At 57.6% G+C, this 14114-nt stretch carries 13 protein-coding genes; 7 read left to right on the top strand and 6 right to left on the bottom strand.

Annotated features, from left to right (window positions below):
• Positions 1–3: 3 nt before the first annotated feature.
• The 6 genes from M2368_RS00930 to M2368_RS00955 form a co-directional block, all read right to left on the bottom strand.
• Positions 4–198: a hypothetical protein gene (locus M2368_RS00930; protein WP_133833641.1), complete on the bottom strand. Its 195-nt coding sequence runs from the start codon at positions 196–198 to the stop codon at positions 4–6.
• Between the two features lie 28 nt (positions 199–226).
• Positions 227–631 carry a hypothetical protein gene (locus M2368_RS00935; protein WP_332499204.1) on the bottom strand — a complete coding sequence of 135 codons (405 nt, stop codon included), beginning with the start codon at positions 629–631 and terminating at the stop codon, positions 227–229.
• Positions 632–832: 201 nt separating this feature from the next.
• Positions 833–2005: a metallophosphoesterase family protein gene (locus M2368_RS00940; protein ID WP_332499205.1), complete on the bottom strand. Its 1173-nt coding sequence runs from the start codon at positions 2003–2005 to the stop codon at positions 833–835.
• A 234-nt stretch (positions 2006–2239) separates the two neighbouring features.
• Positions 2240–3538, bottom strand: a complete 1299-nt coding sequence (locus M2368_RS00945; RefSeq protein ID WP_332487194.1) for an MFS transporter — start codon at positions 3536–3538, stop codon at positions 2240–2242.
• Between the two features lie 39 nt (positions 3539–3577).
• The gene (locus M2368_RS00950; RefSeq protein ID WP_332487196.1) at positions 3578–4483 is read right to left on the bottom strand and encodes a carbohydrate kinase family protein; all 906 of its coding nucleotides are present in this window, start codon (positions 4481–4483) and stop codon (positions 3578–3580) included.
• Positions 4480–5952, bottom strand: coding sequence for a glycoside hydrolase family 32 protein (locus M2368_RS00955; RefSeq protein ID WP_332487198.1), 1473 nt, complete (start codon positions 5950–5952; stop codon positions 4480–4482). The genes M2368_RS00950 and M2368_RS00955 overlap by 4 nt, the downstream gene beginning before the upstream one ends.
• Before the next feature lie 122 nt (positions 5953–6074).
• Here M2368_RS00955 and M2368_RS00960 point away from each other — a divergent pair, with 122 nt between their 5' ends.
• The 7 genes from M2368_RS00960 to M2368_RS00990 all read left to right on the top strand — a co-directional run bounded on the left by M2368_RS00960 (position 6075) and on the right by M2368_RS00990 (position 14109).
• A complete protein-coding gene (locus M2368_RS00960; protein ID WP_286134199.1) occupies positions 6075–7103 on the top strand; it encodes a LacI family DNA-binding transcriptional regulator in 1029 nt (342 codons plus the stop codon).
• A gap of 370 nt (positions 7104–7473) precedes the next feature.
• The gene (locus M2368_RS00965) at positions 7474–8499 is read left to right on the top strand and encodes a LacI family DNA-binding transcriptional regulator (RefSeq protein ID WP_332499206.1); all 1026 of its coding nucleotides are present in this window, start codon (positions 7474–7476) and stop codon (positions 8497–8499) included.
• 44 nt (positions 8500–8543) lie between these two features.
• On the top strand, positions 8544–10220 hold the full coding sequence (locus M2368_RS00970) for an ABC transporter substrate-binding protein (RefSeq protein ID WP_332487202.1): 1677 nt from the start codon (positions 8544–8546) through the stop codon (positions 10218–10220).
• Between the two features lie 73 nt (positions 10221–10293).
• Complete coding sequence (locus M2368_RS00975) at positions 10294–11271, top strand: ABC transporter permease (protein ID WP_134779750.1); 978 nt, start codon at positions 10294–10296, stop codon at positions 11269–11271.
• Positions 11272–11276: 5 nt separating this feature from the next.
• Complete coding sequence (locus tag M2368_RS00980; RefSeq protein WP_105657621.1) at positions 11277–12251, top strand: ABC transporter permease; 975 nt, start codon at positions 11277–11279, stop codon at positions 12249–12251.
• The gene (locus M2368_RS00985; protein WP_105657620.1) at positions 12248–13165 is read left to right on the top strand and encodes an ABC transporter ATP-binding protein; all 918 of its coding nucleotides are present in this window, start codon (positions 12248–12250) and stop codon (positions 13163–13165) included. The genes M2368_RS00980 and M2368_RS00985 overlap by 4 nt, the downstream gene beginning before the upstream one ends.
• Positions 13162–14109: an ABC transporter ATP-binding protein gene (locus tag M2368_RS00990; protein WP_332487209.1), complete on the top strand. Its 948-nt coding sequence runs from the start codon at positions 13162–13164 to the stop codon at positions 14107–14109. The genes M2368_RS00985 and M2368_RS00990 overlap by 4 nt, the downstream gene beginning before the upstream one ends.
• Positions 14110–14114: the final 5 nt, after the last annotated feature.

Raw genomic sequence — 14114 nt, forward strand, 5'->3', positions numbered from 1 at the left:
AATCTATCGGTCCATTTGCAATCGCTTCACGTTGTAACTGCTCGTGTGGTTCGGCGTGCACATGATCGATTCGACGGCATTGATTTGGTCGTCGTCGCTGATTCCGGTGTCTTCGAATAGCTCGTTGATCTGCTTAATCTGTCCGTCGAAAGTGCGTAGGGTCGTCTCCCGCACAACGCCCGAATCGGCTGCAGTCACCTCTCGATTCCCTTGCCTTGCCCACCCACTAGCTCCAGGTCCTGTGCTTCTTGCACCTCAGGGCATAGTGGGTGAACGCCGCATCGGAAAGGTCCAAGCTGTTGCCGGTGGCTGTGGTCTGCAGTGCCTTGGCCAGTAGCTTCAGGTAGATCGCGAATTTCTCGATTCGGGTGCTGCCGTAGTCGATGACCTGCGAGAAGAAGTCGTAGGACTTGTTGAAGACGCCCGCGGTTTTGCGGAATTCGACTGGTTGTTCCGGTTCCAGAGTGTTGTTATCCTGCGTGGCATTCCTGCGGCGGTCGTGGAATACGTCGATGGGAGGTTGCAGGTGTGAGTCCGAGCCCTTGTGGTTGTGTTGGGCTACCCACTTCGTGGCGACCTGGTCCACGTCCTTGTCGCTGTAGCTCCCCATCGAGTCCGGTTTCATGATCATGTCGAAGATGATGCCGGGTTGGATTCCTCGTGGATGGAGGCGTCTTCGTAGAAGGTCTGGAACGCTTTACAAATACGCCGGCCATGGTTTCCAGCTGTTCGATAATTTGCCGTTACCAGTTTCGCTGCGGTAAAAAAAGTCTGGGCAAGACGAAATCGCTCATTCGTCGGTCGGTTTCGTCTTGCTCAGAACTTGTCTTGGCTATGGAAGCGGCAGTGGCCCTTCGATCGGTTGTCCCTGAGTACCCATGTCGATACCCAGATCCTTGGCGAACACGGTGCGGGTTCCGGCGTAAACGCTGTTCTTGTTCTCGTCGAGTTCGAAGACCCGGGCGCCGCGTAGGTGATGGTTCTCGGTCCCACCGAGGCCGTAGGTGCCGAAACCGGTACCTGGACCGTAGCCGAGCTCGATGCCGTAGTAGTCACCCATGTAGGTGTTGATGTGGTCGTGGCCGCAGTACACGCCCCGGACATCTCCGCGTTCCTGCAGCGCGGCGAACATGCCGGAATTGAATGCGCCGGTGTAGACGCCCTCGTTCTTCACTCCGACGATAGAGTGCTTCTTGATGGCCTTCTCGTGGTCAGCGTCGTTCGAGGTGAACTGGGCGCCGTACCACATGTGGTTGTGCTCCCACAGTGGTATGTGGAAGAACATTAGCGACTGAACCTTGCCGTAGCGGTTTTCGGTGGCTATGGAAGCCTCGCGATACCAAGCGATCTGCTCGGGACGGATCCAGTCGTAGGACATGAGGCCCTCGAAGTCCTGGCCGCCAACAGTCTTTGGAGCGTAGCGGTTCGAATCAAGCAGCCAGATGCCAAAGACAGGTTTGGCGCTCTTCGAGGAAGCGATCAGCAACTGGGAATTCGATTCGCCAACAATCTTGTCATTCTTCGAGTTGGCATTGAACTCATAGCCTCGGATGAAGTTCAGGATCTTTGCCTCGTCCATGCCTGTGCCATTGGGCATTGAATCTTCATCGTGATTGCCGAAGGTAAGTGCCCAAGGGATACCGCGGGACTCCATCGGCTGCACGACGTTGTTGATAGCCTGCTTGACTTCGGTAACTGTTTGAGAGGAGCCATTGATTACATCGCCGTTGATCAGGGCGAAGCCGGGCTTCTCGGCATCCAGAACCTTCTCCATCAGCTCAATGGTGCGACGATCGGTGCGCGGTCCATCCTGGGTGTCATTGAACTGAACGATCTTGAACTTGCCATCTGCCGCGAATTTCAGTTTTGGCCTGGGAGCCGTTCCCGGATTCTCAGCCGGAGCTGGGGATGCAGTGGCGCTGTTGGCGGCGAAGATTCCGGTGATAGCGGCTGCGGTGCCGGCAACCAATATCCCGCGACGTGGAACAGAAGACGATGTTTTCATGGAGACCTTTCAAAATGATTCTGTGATTCGCCGTGTAATTATCGTGGCGACAATGTTTAGATCGTAGGAATCCAGAGTGACGAAATGATGAAATTAAGTCATCGACAATAGGTGTGCAACATAAATAAACCCAATGCAGAAGTTGCGCATTTTTGACATTCCTTACTCAAACGAGAGCGGGGTGGGATGTCGTCGAATTCGACAACATCCCACCCCGCTTCGCCTAATAGTCAGCTATGAGTTCATGGCAGCTTTTGAATGACGCATGAACGGGTCACCATCTACCTGCTGATCATCTTTTTTGAGAGCGAAGAATCCGTAGATCCCAGCTAATAGCACAACTAGAGAAATCACGATGAAGGTCTGCTGGTAGCCCATACGGTCATGGAGCGCACCGAGGGGAGTGGACAGAATGACGTTGCCAATCTGTGCCGATACTTGGAACCCAACCATGTATAGGGTTGCCGACAGTGCCGGATTGAAGTGCAGCGTGAAGTAACGGAAGATCGGCAAGATGAATAGCGGTGTCTCAATGGCATGCAACATCTTGATTGCCGAGACCAGCACCGGATCGTCAACCAGAGCGCAGCCGATGATGCGGACAAACATGATGGCCACTCCCAGTAGCAATGCTGAACGAATGCCTATCCGGCGCATGACCAGGGGGATGATGCCAAGCATGGCCGCTTCAACGAACACCTGAACTGAGTTCAAGATTCCGTATACCCGCTGTCCGGTCTCGGGTGATTCAAATAGGCCGGTGTAGAACTCGGGGAACATCTGCTGGTCGAAGACGGTATAGAACGTCCAAGAGAGCATGACGAACAAGATGATCAGCCAGAGACTCGGCAGACGGAATAGCCTGAACATCTCACGAATTGTCGGTGTAGTTGCGGGGGAAAGAATTTTCCTGCCGGAACCGGCGGCGATCACTGGCTGACTATTGGTACGGCCCAGCACCAGCAGCAGGAGATGGGCCAGGCCCAGAACGGACCCGATCCAGAAGTTCAGCATGGGGTTGATAGTGAACAGGAAGCCGGCCGCCAATGCGACCAGAGCGTAGCCAAAGGACCCCCACATGCGGGCCTGCCCGTATTCAAAGTTGAAACGGCGACTGTAGCGTTCGGTCAAGGCTTCAAATAGCCCAACTCCGGCTAGGAAACCAGTTGACAAGACAATGGCGCCAATGAGCACGCCGGCCATGAACTGGGACTGCAATAGTGGCTGGTAGACCCACGTGCAGAATGGCCCGATCAGGGCGGTCACCGAGGCAAGAATGGTGGCCAGATGCTTTCTGTCGCCAAGCCGATCCTGAATGGCCCCGTAGGCAAACATCAGGATCAGCGTTGCCAGCGAGTTTACCGAGTAGAGCGTGCCGACCTGTGCCCCGGTGAGTCCTAGACCTGCTGATTCGCTGGTGAGCCAGATCTGGAAGAAGGACCACCAGATGCCCCACGATGCGAAGAACAGGAGCATCGAGAAGGAACTCTGGAGGTAAATAGGATTTTTGTAAGTAGTCGTAATGCCAGCCATCTTTGTCCTGGATTCTTTCGTGAACGCTGCGAAGCGTAGTTACTGAGCGATTGCGAGGGAGAAGTCTTTAATCCACGGGGGATTGGCTCCGGCTTGTGCCACTGTCAGTGCAGCTGAGGTTAAGGCCTGACGAAGTGCCTCTTCAACATCTTGAGACTTAGCCGTTGCGCCGTGACGAAGAGCTTGAGCGAATTCTGGATTAGCCAGCACTCCAAAGAGCAGCCCGGACATGAAGGCGTCCCCGGCACCTATGGTGTCCACAAGATTGGTGGGAGAGGCAGCGACATCAAATTGCCGTCCCGAGGAAAGCGCCACGCAACCATCGCCGCCCTGAGTCATCACCGCCAAGGCTGGGCCGAGGCTGGCTACGTGCTTCAGAACCTCCCATGGCTCTAGGCCTGGGTATAGCCACTGACCATCAACGTCGCTGAGCTTCACGATGTGGCTCAGGCCCATCAGCAGCTCAATGCGTTGCAAAGCCGAGTCCCTGTCCTCGACAAGATCCGGACGGAGGTTAGGGTCATAGCTTCGAAGTGAATCGTCTGATGCATTCTTGAAAGCATCGACAATGGTTTGACCCGAGGGTTCAATCCAAGCAGCGATGGAACCGGTGTGCAGCAATTCGCTGGAATCATCAGCGGGGACAGCAGGAATCTGCTGGTGGATGTCGAAGGTGTAACGAGCATTGAAGTGCTCATCCATCACTACCTGGGCTACGGACGTGGGATGCCCAGTTACTGAGCCGGCGGCAACATGCACTCCCGCCTGATCCAGGTGCTCCGCAATTTGAATGCCGTAGGAATCCTGACCGAATTCCGTATAGAACTGAACATCATGTCCCAGCCGGGCAAGCCCGACGGCGACATTCAGCGGTGATCCGCCAGGATGCGCAGTTTCTTCAACAACGTCGACGAGGGATTCGCCCATTACGCTAATGCGGCTCATGCCTTGGGCTCCAGTGCGTTATCAGAGAGTTCTTGAACTTTGAAAGACGCATTCGCACCAGTTGCGACGCGCAAGGTCGCGTAGGCCAGCGCTGCCTCACCGGTGAGCTGATCCGTAAGGGAACGTCGACCACCAGCAGCTAGGATTTCGATAGATCCGTGATCCACGAGAACTTTCACATCTAGTTCATCCGAACCAGCGGGCAGAGGCATGCGCTGGTTGGAGGCGTAGAGCTCGTGGTCTACCTTGCCTGCTTCGCGGCGGTGCTGAATCAATGCGGATTCAACGGTGAGTTCGCTGATAAGAGTGTCATCGGCGCGGAATAAGGAAAGGACTGCTGGTTCGGTTGGGCTGGTAGCAAACGTCAGTTCAACCAGAGCGGGGGAGCCCAGCTCAATACGATTTTCGCCAGCGTTGGCCTTGCTTGATGCAACGTCGGCTTTTGGCAATCCGAGAATGCGCTGGCGAATGTCAAACTTGCCGTTGGAGTCTTTCACCAAATCCAGCCGGCGTGCGGCGCTCATGGATCCGCGCCATCCGTCGTGGGGGAGCTCGCGGGCGTAGTCCCAGTTGCTCATCCAGGCAATGAGAGTTTGCTCGTCTAGTGGCAAGCCGTGGAAGCTGACACCTGCATAGAAGTCGCGTCCCCAGTCCAGCCAGTCGCCCTGCTTCAAGGATTCGTATCCGAAGCTATCCCAAGTTTCCTGAGTCTCATCAGGAGTGAAGGTGGTGCCGTTGAATTCACCAATGAAGTACTGGGTACCTGAGCCGCCGGCCACGCCGCCTGGGTTCAGCGAAACAATTAGAACCCACTTCAGCTGGTCTGTGCCGGCAACTGGTAGCTGGAATAGATCTGGGCATTCCCAGATTCCGGCAACAGCAGCCTGGGGTCCGAAGCTGGAGAGCTCGGTCCAGTCCTTGAGGTTCTCAGAACGGTAGATCATCACTCGGCGATCAATGGCTTCAACAGCAACCATGACCCAGAAGGAACCCTGCTCGGATTCGTATCGGATGACCTTTGGGTCGCGGAAGTCCTTGGACCCTCGATCCAGAACTGGATTCTGCCCGTATTTGGTGAAAGTGATTCCACCATCCAGCGAGTAGGCGATGGCTTGGGACTGGTTGGTCTCATCCTTGGCTGCCGCGGTGTAGATGGCAACGACCGGCGCAACCGTGCCGTCGCCGAAGCCGCTGGTATTTTCGTGGTCCACCACGATGGAGCCGGAGAAGATATCAGCCATGTCGCCGTGCAGAATCGCGATAGGAAGTTCTTCCCAGTTCACCAGATCGGTGCTGACCGCGTGGCCCCAAGACATGAATCCGTGGCCTACGCCGTGAGGATTGTGCTGGAAGTACAGGTGGTATTGCTTTCCGTCAAAGAACAATCCATTGGGGTCATTGATCCAGTTTTTCTTCGCAGTGAAATGTAGCTGTGGTCGCTTCACCGCGACCTGTTGAGTTTCGGGCAACGCTGCCATCCTTCGATATGAGTTGGCTAAATGGATTTAGCACAAGACTCTAACAGCGTGGCCGAATCACTGCAATAGGCTAGGGTCGAATAATTGCATTCGAACTGTCTCAAGAGGGAAATGTGGAATCGCCTAAAGCCAAGCGGATAACAATTGCTGACGTTTCAGAAGCTTCGGGGATGTCCAAGGCTGCCGTCAGCATGATCCTGAACAATAAGCCGGGCACGCGACTGTCCGCCGAAGCCACGGAACGAGTGCGCGCGGCCGCCAAGAAACTGGGTTACCGGCCAAATGCGGCAGCCCAATCCTTGCGAAGCGGGAAGACGCGCACCCTGGGGTTCATCTCTGATCAAGTTACCGTGACTCGTTTTGCTTCCGAAATGATCACCGGCATCCTGCGCGCAGCGGAAGAGCGAGACCATACGGTGCTCATTGCTGAGACCTTCGGCAAGCCAGAACAAATGGCTGAAGCAATAACGCAGATGACCCACCGGGACGTTGACGGGCTGATTCTTGGGTTCATGGATTCTCGCCAACGTGATTTGAAGATCCCGAAAACTGGATTGCCCACCGTGCTGGTCAACGGCATTGACGACAGCCCTTGCGTCGCAGTGCTTCCCAATGAGATGGATTCGGGGGCTAAAGCCGTGCAGAGGGTTATCGAATCCGGGGCGAAGAGTGTTGCGGTCATCGGTGAACTTGAAAACGCCGAAAAGGATCCGCGAACCTATCCAAGTATCTCTCGCCGCTTCGGCTCCCTGCGCAGAGCCTTGGCGGAATCAAACCTCGAAGTACTGGGCCACTGGGTGCTCGACGACTGGAACCCCACCGACGGATATGAAGCAACAATCCGGATGCTAGCCGACGGGTACAACCCTGACGCCATCATTTGCGCCAATGACCGCGTGGCCATGGGTGTCTTCCAAGCGCTCGCCGAAAATGGCCTGAAGCCAGGAACGGACCTGTCCGTGCTGTCTTTCGATGACGAGATCATTGCCAGCTACCTTCGCCCGCAATTGACCTCTATTCGACTTCCATATGAGGGGATGGGTGCTCTGGCCGTTGAGCTTCTGCTCGATGGAAAGCTGGAGCCCGGGGAGCATCAGATCGACATGCCGCTCATCGAGCGCGAGTCCATGAAATCCCGCTGACTCGCGGGCGCAACCGAGCCGGCCGGTTCCGCGAACCTGATTTCCACGATTTCCTTTGTGTCTACCAGTGCCATTTCGGGGAATGGCTGCCATGCTTCGGGGTGCTGATTACGCCTCTGCCCTGTGGCATCGTGCCCCATTTGCCCTACTCAGCTGAATGAAGCAAGGGATTCCCATGTCTTGGATCCATGGCCTTGACGGTCAGGAATCGATCCTGTCAATGATTTTCACTGCCGCAAAACTTCTTCCTTGACAGCCGTAAGTGATGTAGGTTACCTTATTTCACAGCGTAGTAACGCGCGTTACTGAATCGTGTTAGCAAACCGATGGCACGACGCGAAACGCACTGATCTCGAAGGGGAGGAGGGGCATGTCTCAGCAGTCAGTGACCATGGCCGACGTTGCCAAAGCAGCCGGGGTGAGCCGAACAACCGTCTCATTCGTACTCAACGGCCGGATGGAATCAAGCATCCCCGAAACCACAAGAGAACGAATCAACCAAACGGCGCGCGAACTGGGCTACCGCCCCAACGCAGCCGCACGAACCTTGGCCAGCAAACGCAGCTCCTGGTTCGGGCTGGTGACCGAAATTGCCACCTCGCCCTTTGCCACTGACGTGATCAAGGGAGCGCAGCAGGCAGCATGGAAAGACGGCAACTTCCTCCTTATCGCACCCAGCGACGATGATCCAGGCATGGACAACCTCGCCGTTGAGAAGCTGCTTGAACAGCAGGTTGGCGGATTGATCATCGCGACTTCCTGGCACCGCCAAATCACGGTGCCGGAAAATGCAAAATCAGTTCCCTGCGTACTGGTCAACTGCTTCGACGCCGGAGGCCAATTGCCATCAATTGTTCCGGATGAATTCGGCGGCGGATACGCTGCCGCTGAAATCCTGGCCAAGGCCGGGCACACCAGCATCGGGCACATCACTCTCAAAACAGGAATTCCTGCGCAAATCGGACGCCAAGCCGGTATGAAGCAGGCCCTGCGCGATTACGGAATTGAATTCGATGATTCCCGGATCGTGCCTGGTGATGGAACTGCCGACAGCGGGTACCACGGTACGCAAACGCTGCTAAGCCAACTGGATCCGCCTACCGCAATTTTTTGCGGAAATGACCGGATCGCCATGGGCGCCTATGACGCAATTAAGGAACGCGGATTGCAGGTGGGAAAAGACATTTCAATCGTCGGATTCGATGATCAGGAAATTCTGGCACCGCATATGCGGCCAAAGCTGACAACCATTGCCTTGCCCTTCGAAGAACTGGGCATGGCGGGGGTGTCCCTATTGAATCAAATGGTAGAGGGCTCGCCGATCGAGAATCGCCAAATTACCATCGGCTGCCCCCCACGCATTCGTTCGTCTGTGGCCATGCACGGCCGCAGATGAACTTCCCCTCCGCTACACATCACATGAATGGATGAGGAACTTCAATGATAATCAAATACTTACGTCGCGCGCACCTTGCCGTGGCCGCGACCGCTGTGGCCGGCACCCTCGCCTTGAGCGGATGCGTCGCATCGAATCCAGGCGGAACTGAAGGGGGCGACGGATCAGCCAACGCCGCGTTCCTGACCATTCCGCGCGAGGACATGGGAACCTTCTCAAAAAACTTCAACCCCTTCTCGCCCAATGCTGCGCCAATGACCGGGCAGTCCATTTACGAATCCATGCTGGTCTACAACCCGGCAGGCGGCGACACCGTGCCTTGGCTGGCCACGGAGTGGAGTGCAGGCAAAGACGGAAAGTCGCTGGCCTTCAATCTGCGTCCGGGCGTTAAATTCTCCGATGGCACCCCGCTGACGTCCAAGGACGTCAAGCTCTCAGTTGAACTGCAAAAGGAACTGCTCGGCGGCTATGACTACCTGAAGTCCATCAAGACTCTCGATGACTCGACCATCGAGTTCCACTTCAAGCAGGCATTCACCCCGGCCCTCTACGAACTGGGCCAGCAGGTGATTGTCCCGGCCCACATCTGGTCCAAGTTCGACAAGCCCGGAAATGAAGAGAACCCGAAACCGGTAGGCACCGGACCATACACCGAAGTAGCCAATTTCCAGGCGCAGTCCTTCGAATTGGGCAAGAACCCATACTATTGGCAACCCGAGAAGCAGAATATCGGCGGCATCCGCATGCTCGCTTTCGCCGGCAACGACGGAGCCAACCTCGCCGCCATCTCCGGCGATGTTGACTGGACGCAAACCTACATGCCGGATATCCAATCGACCTACGTGGACAAGGATCCGGAGCACCGTCATTTCTGGTTCCCGACCACTGGCGCCGAAATCAACTGGCAGCTGAACACTACCAAGAAAGAATTCTCGGATGTTCGCGTACGCAAGGCGTTGAGCATGGCCGTAGACCGCGAACAGGTTGTCAAGGTCGGCATGTCCGACTACGCCAAACCAGCGGACTGCACCGGACTGTCCGGCAACTATGACAAGTGGCGCGACGCTGCGGTCGTCGAACAGTGCGACTGGACCACGCGGGATGTGGAAGGCGCAAAGAAGCTTCTTGATGAAGCAGGCTTCAAGGAGAATGCACAGGGGCAGCGCACCACCGCCGCTGGCAAGCCATTCACCTTCGATATCTCCGTGGGTTCAACCTCCTCGGATTGGCTTTCGGTAGCGAATATCATCGCCCAAAACCTCCAGGACGTGGGCATCAAGGCCACTGTTGATTCGCCGGATTGGGCCGCGGTGACCGCAAGCTACGAAACCGGTGAATTCGACACCGGAATCGTTTGGACCGCTAACGCTCCGACTCCTTACCAGTACTACCTCAACCTCATGGGCAGCCAGAACGTCAAGCCCGTGGGCAAGCAGACCTTTGACAACTACCACCGGTTCAGCGATAAAAAAGCAGATGAGCTGTTGAACAAGTTCGTGGCTGCCGGCGATGAGGGAGAACAGAAGCAGATCGTTAACGACCTGCAGGCTCGCTACAGCGAACTGGCACCGGTAGTACCGCTATTCGCCGGCCCGGAATGGGGTGCCTACACCACTGAGAACTTCGTGGGTTGGCCAACCGAAGATAACCCGTATGCCACGTTGAGCAACCGGGCCCCGACCACCGTTCTGGTGCTCACCAGCCTGGAACCAGCGAACTAGCAACATTTTCCCTTCGCAGCGGGCGGATACCGTCCGCCCGCTGCGTTGCGATCCTTAGCCAAGGACACACAACATGAGTTTCCTCCTACGGCGCTTGGGCTTTTATCTCCTAGCCTTCTGGGCGTCAATCACCCTGAATTTCCTTCTACCGCGGCTGATGCCAGGCGATCCCGTCACCCGCATGCTGTCCCGCTCGCAGCAACGGCTTGAGCCACAACAAGTCGAAGCACTTCGAACCCTGATGGGAGTGGACGGCGGCCCCATCATCCCCGAATACTTTGGCTATCTTGGCCGTGTCTTGACCGGCGACTTTGGGATGTCGATTTCCCGTTTCCCCACTCCAGTCTCCGAGGTCATCGCCTCGCAGCTGCCGTGGACCTTGCTGCTGGGACTGACTTCATTGATTTTCGCCGTGATCCTCGGAAACCTCCTGGGCATCCTTGCCGCCTGGCGCCGTGGCGGCTTCTTGGACTCGGTTGCTCCACCCCTGCTGGTGTTCATCGGTTCTTTCCCGTATTTCTGGCTAGCCATGGGGGCCTTGTACATCTTCGGCATCAACATGGGCGTCGCCCCGATGCGCCATGCCTTCTCCGTAGGCCTGGTTCCCGGATTCAATCTCGAATTCATCCTGGACGTTGCAGCGCACCTGGTCCTGCCCGCGTTGACCATCGTGCTGGTTTCCCTGGGCGGCTGGATGCTGGGCATGCGCAACACCATGATTGCCACCAACTCCGAAGACTATATTTTGATGGCCGAGGCCAAGGGGCTGCGACCGCACCGCATCATGCTGAACTACGCGGCACGCAACGCGATGCTGCCATCGGTCACCAGCATGGGCATGAGCATCGGCTTCATCGTCGGCGGCGCACTGCTGACCGAAGTGGTATTCGCCTACCCAGGCGTCGGCTACCAGCTGCTCGGCGCTGTCCAAGGCCTTGACTATCCGCTGATGCAGGGCATGTTCCTGACCATTACTGCCGCGGTGCTGATAGCCAACTTCCTCGTAGACCTTGTCTACGTCCGACTCGACCCTCGCGTGCGGAAAGGCTGATCGCCATGACCCAGAATGCTACAGATCCACAGACTCTGGCTGCCTCGCAACCAGCGGAGGAAAGCGGCTCCGCGCGTGCCAGAGTCAGTGCTACCCGGTTGCTGCGGACTTTGCTCCGCAACGGCAAGGCCGTGGCTGGGCTCAGCATCCTGCTTGCCTTTATCATCCTGGCCTTGCTTGCCCCGGCGCTCTTCCCCGGGGATCCGTCGCGGATTACCTCGGCCGGTGCCAGCGCACCAAGCATGGAGCATTGGCTGGGTACCACCAGCAAGGGCCAAGACGTTTTGGGGCTGACCCTGTGGGGTGCCCGCTCGTCGCTCTTCGTCGGCTTCGCCGCCGGCATCCTCTCCACCATTGTCGGCGTGCTGGTCGGGTTGAGCGGGGCCTACTTCGGCCGCGGCCTGGACGAGGTGCTCTCCCTGGTTACCAACGTCTTCCTGCTGGTGCCCGGCCTGCCGTTGCTGGTGATCCTGGCGGCATTCATGCCGCCTGGTCTTGGCACGGTGATCGTGGTGCTAATGATTACCGGATGGGCAGGCAGCGCACGCGTCATGCGTTCCCAGGCCATGTCCATCCGCGGAAAAGACTATGTTGCCGCGGCTTTGGTATCGGGCGAGCGCCCGCTGCGCATCATGGTCCGCGAAATGCTCCCCAATATGGCCTCGGTCGTCATGACCACGCTGCTTGGCTGCATCATCGGCTCCATCGGCGCACAGGCTGGGCTTGAATTCCTGGGCTTGGGCGACGTGAACACCATCTCCTGGGGTACCAACCTGTTCTGGGCGACCAGCGACGGATCGCTGATGCTGGGCCAATGGTGGATTTTCGTGCCATCGGGCCTGGCCATCGCCTTGGTCGCCTTCGCCTTGGCCCTGTGCAACTACGCGGTGGATGAAATCACCAATCCGCGCCTGCGCCGCCCGAAGCATGCAACGAAAAGCACCGCGGCGACTACCGTGGTGCGAAAGGAAGAAAAATGAGCGTCCCGGTATTGGAAGTCCAGGACCTGACCGTCGAGTACGTCAGCGACGAGAGAGCTGTGCGCGGCGCTGACCGGGTCAGCTTCGCCATCCACTCCGGTGAAATCTTCGGTTTGGCGGGGGAGTCCGGCTGCGGCAAGTCCACCATTGCCAACTCGATCATGCGCTTGCTGAAAGATCCTGCGCGGATCACCCACGGCAAGATCCTCTTTGAAGGCCAAGATGTGCTGGGCATGGACGAAGCGGAACTGCGCGCCTGGCGCTGGAACAACGTCGCCATGGTATTCCAGTCGGCGATGAACTCATTGAACCCGGTCACTCGAATTGGCGAGCAGTTTGTCGACGTGATCCGCACGCACCGTGGCGGCACCCGTGCTGCCGCGGTGCAGCGCGCCGAAGAGCTGCTCACCATGGTGCGCATCGATCCGGCGCGATTGCGGGCCTATCCGCACCAGCTTTCAGGCGGACAGCGCCAGCGCATTGTCATTGCCATGGCCTGTGCGCTGAACCCGCGGTTGCTGATCCTGGATGAGCCCACCACGGCGCTGGACGTAGTGGTTCAGCAAGAAATCCTGGAGCAGATCAGGGAACTGCAAAGCGAACTCGGATTCGCCATCCTGTTCATCACCCATGACATGTCGCTGATGCTTGAGCTCTCCGATCGCATTGGCATCATGTACGGCGGGCGCATCGTGGAGCTGGCACCGGCGCCGTCGTTGCGCCATGGTTCGAAGCACCCCTATACGCAGGCGCTGCTCGGAGCGTTCCCGCCCCTGCACGGACCGAAAGTCAAGCTCACCGGCTTGGCCGAAGGCACCAGATTCACCAACATCAAGGACCTTAGGCAGGTAGGCGAAGGCCATTGGGTCGCCCCGACCCAAGCCCCGGTCCTCACTCAAGGAGAACTGCCATGACCTCGACAGCTGCCAAGCACGCCTCTATGGTGCCAGTGGTGCGTATCCGTTCGCTGAGCAAATCTTTCACCAGCACCGCACTGTTCCGTCGCACGAAGGTTCCGGCCCTGAGGGGTATCGACCTGGAGCTGCACCGCGGTGAAATCGTGGCGCTGGTGGGCGAATCAGGTTCCGGTAAATCGACGTTGGCCCGCTGCTTGGCATTGCTTGAGGTACCGGATTCCGGGGAAATGCTGGTCAATGGAAAGGACATATCCGGGCTCAAGGGATCAGCGGCCCGGAACTACCGCAGCGAAGTGCAAATGGTGTTCCAAGACCCTTTCGGTTCGTTGAACCCGGCCTTCCGAGTGGAGCACATCCTGGAACGCGCCTTGGCGCTGCACCAGCCAAGCATCAAGTCCAAGCGCGCAGAAATGGCCAAGCTGGTGTCCACCGTCGGGCTGAGCCCGGATGTGTTGTCCTCATTCCCGCACGAGCTCTCCGGCGGACAGCGCCAGCGCATTGCAATCGCCCGCGTGCTGGCAGCCAAGCCGAAAGTCATCCTGGCCGATGAGCCGACCTCCATGCTGGATGTCTCGGTGCGGATCGGCGTGCTGAATCTGCTGCACAAGCTGCGCGATGAGCATGGGATCTGCATCCTCTATGTCACCCACGACTTGGCATCCGCCCGCTATCTCTCGGACCGGATCGCGGTACTTAACGAGGGGCGAATAGTCGAGTCGGGCGAGTCCGTGCAGCTGCTGGACAATCCCCGGCATCCATACACCCGGCTGCTGGTGGGCGCGGTACCCGACCCGGACCGCGACAGCAGCCAGGATGCGTCGAAGCGCGCGGCCCTGCGTGAACAGATCCACCGCTGGTCGGCCAGCACCACCCTGAAAAAGCACATGATCGATGAATCACGCCAGCACTGGGTGCTGGCCGGCGAAAGCGAAATGAATTGAATCTG

The organism is Arthrobacter sp. JUb119, from assembly GCF_024807995.1.
Classification (GTDB): domain Bacteria; phylum Actinomycetota; class Actinomycetes; order Actinomycetales; family Micrococcaceae; genus Glutamicibacter.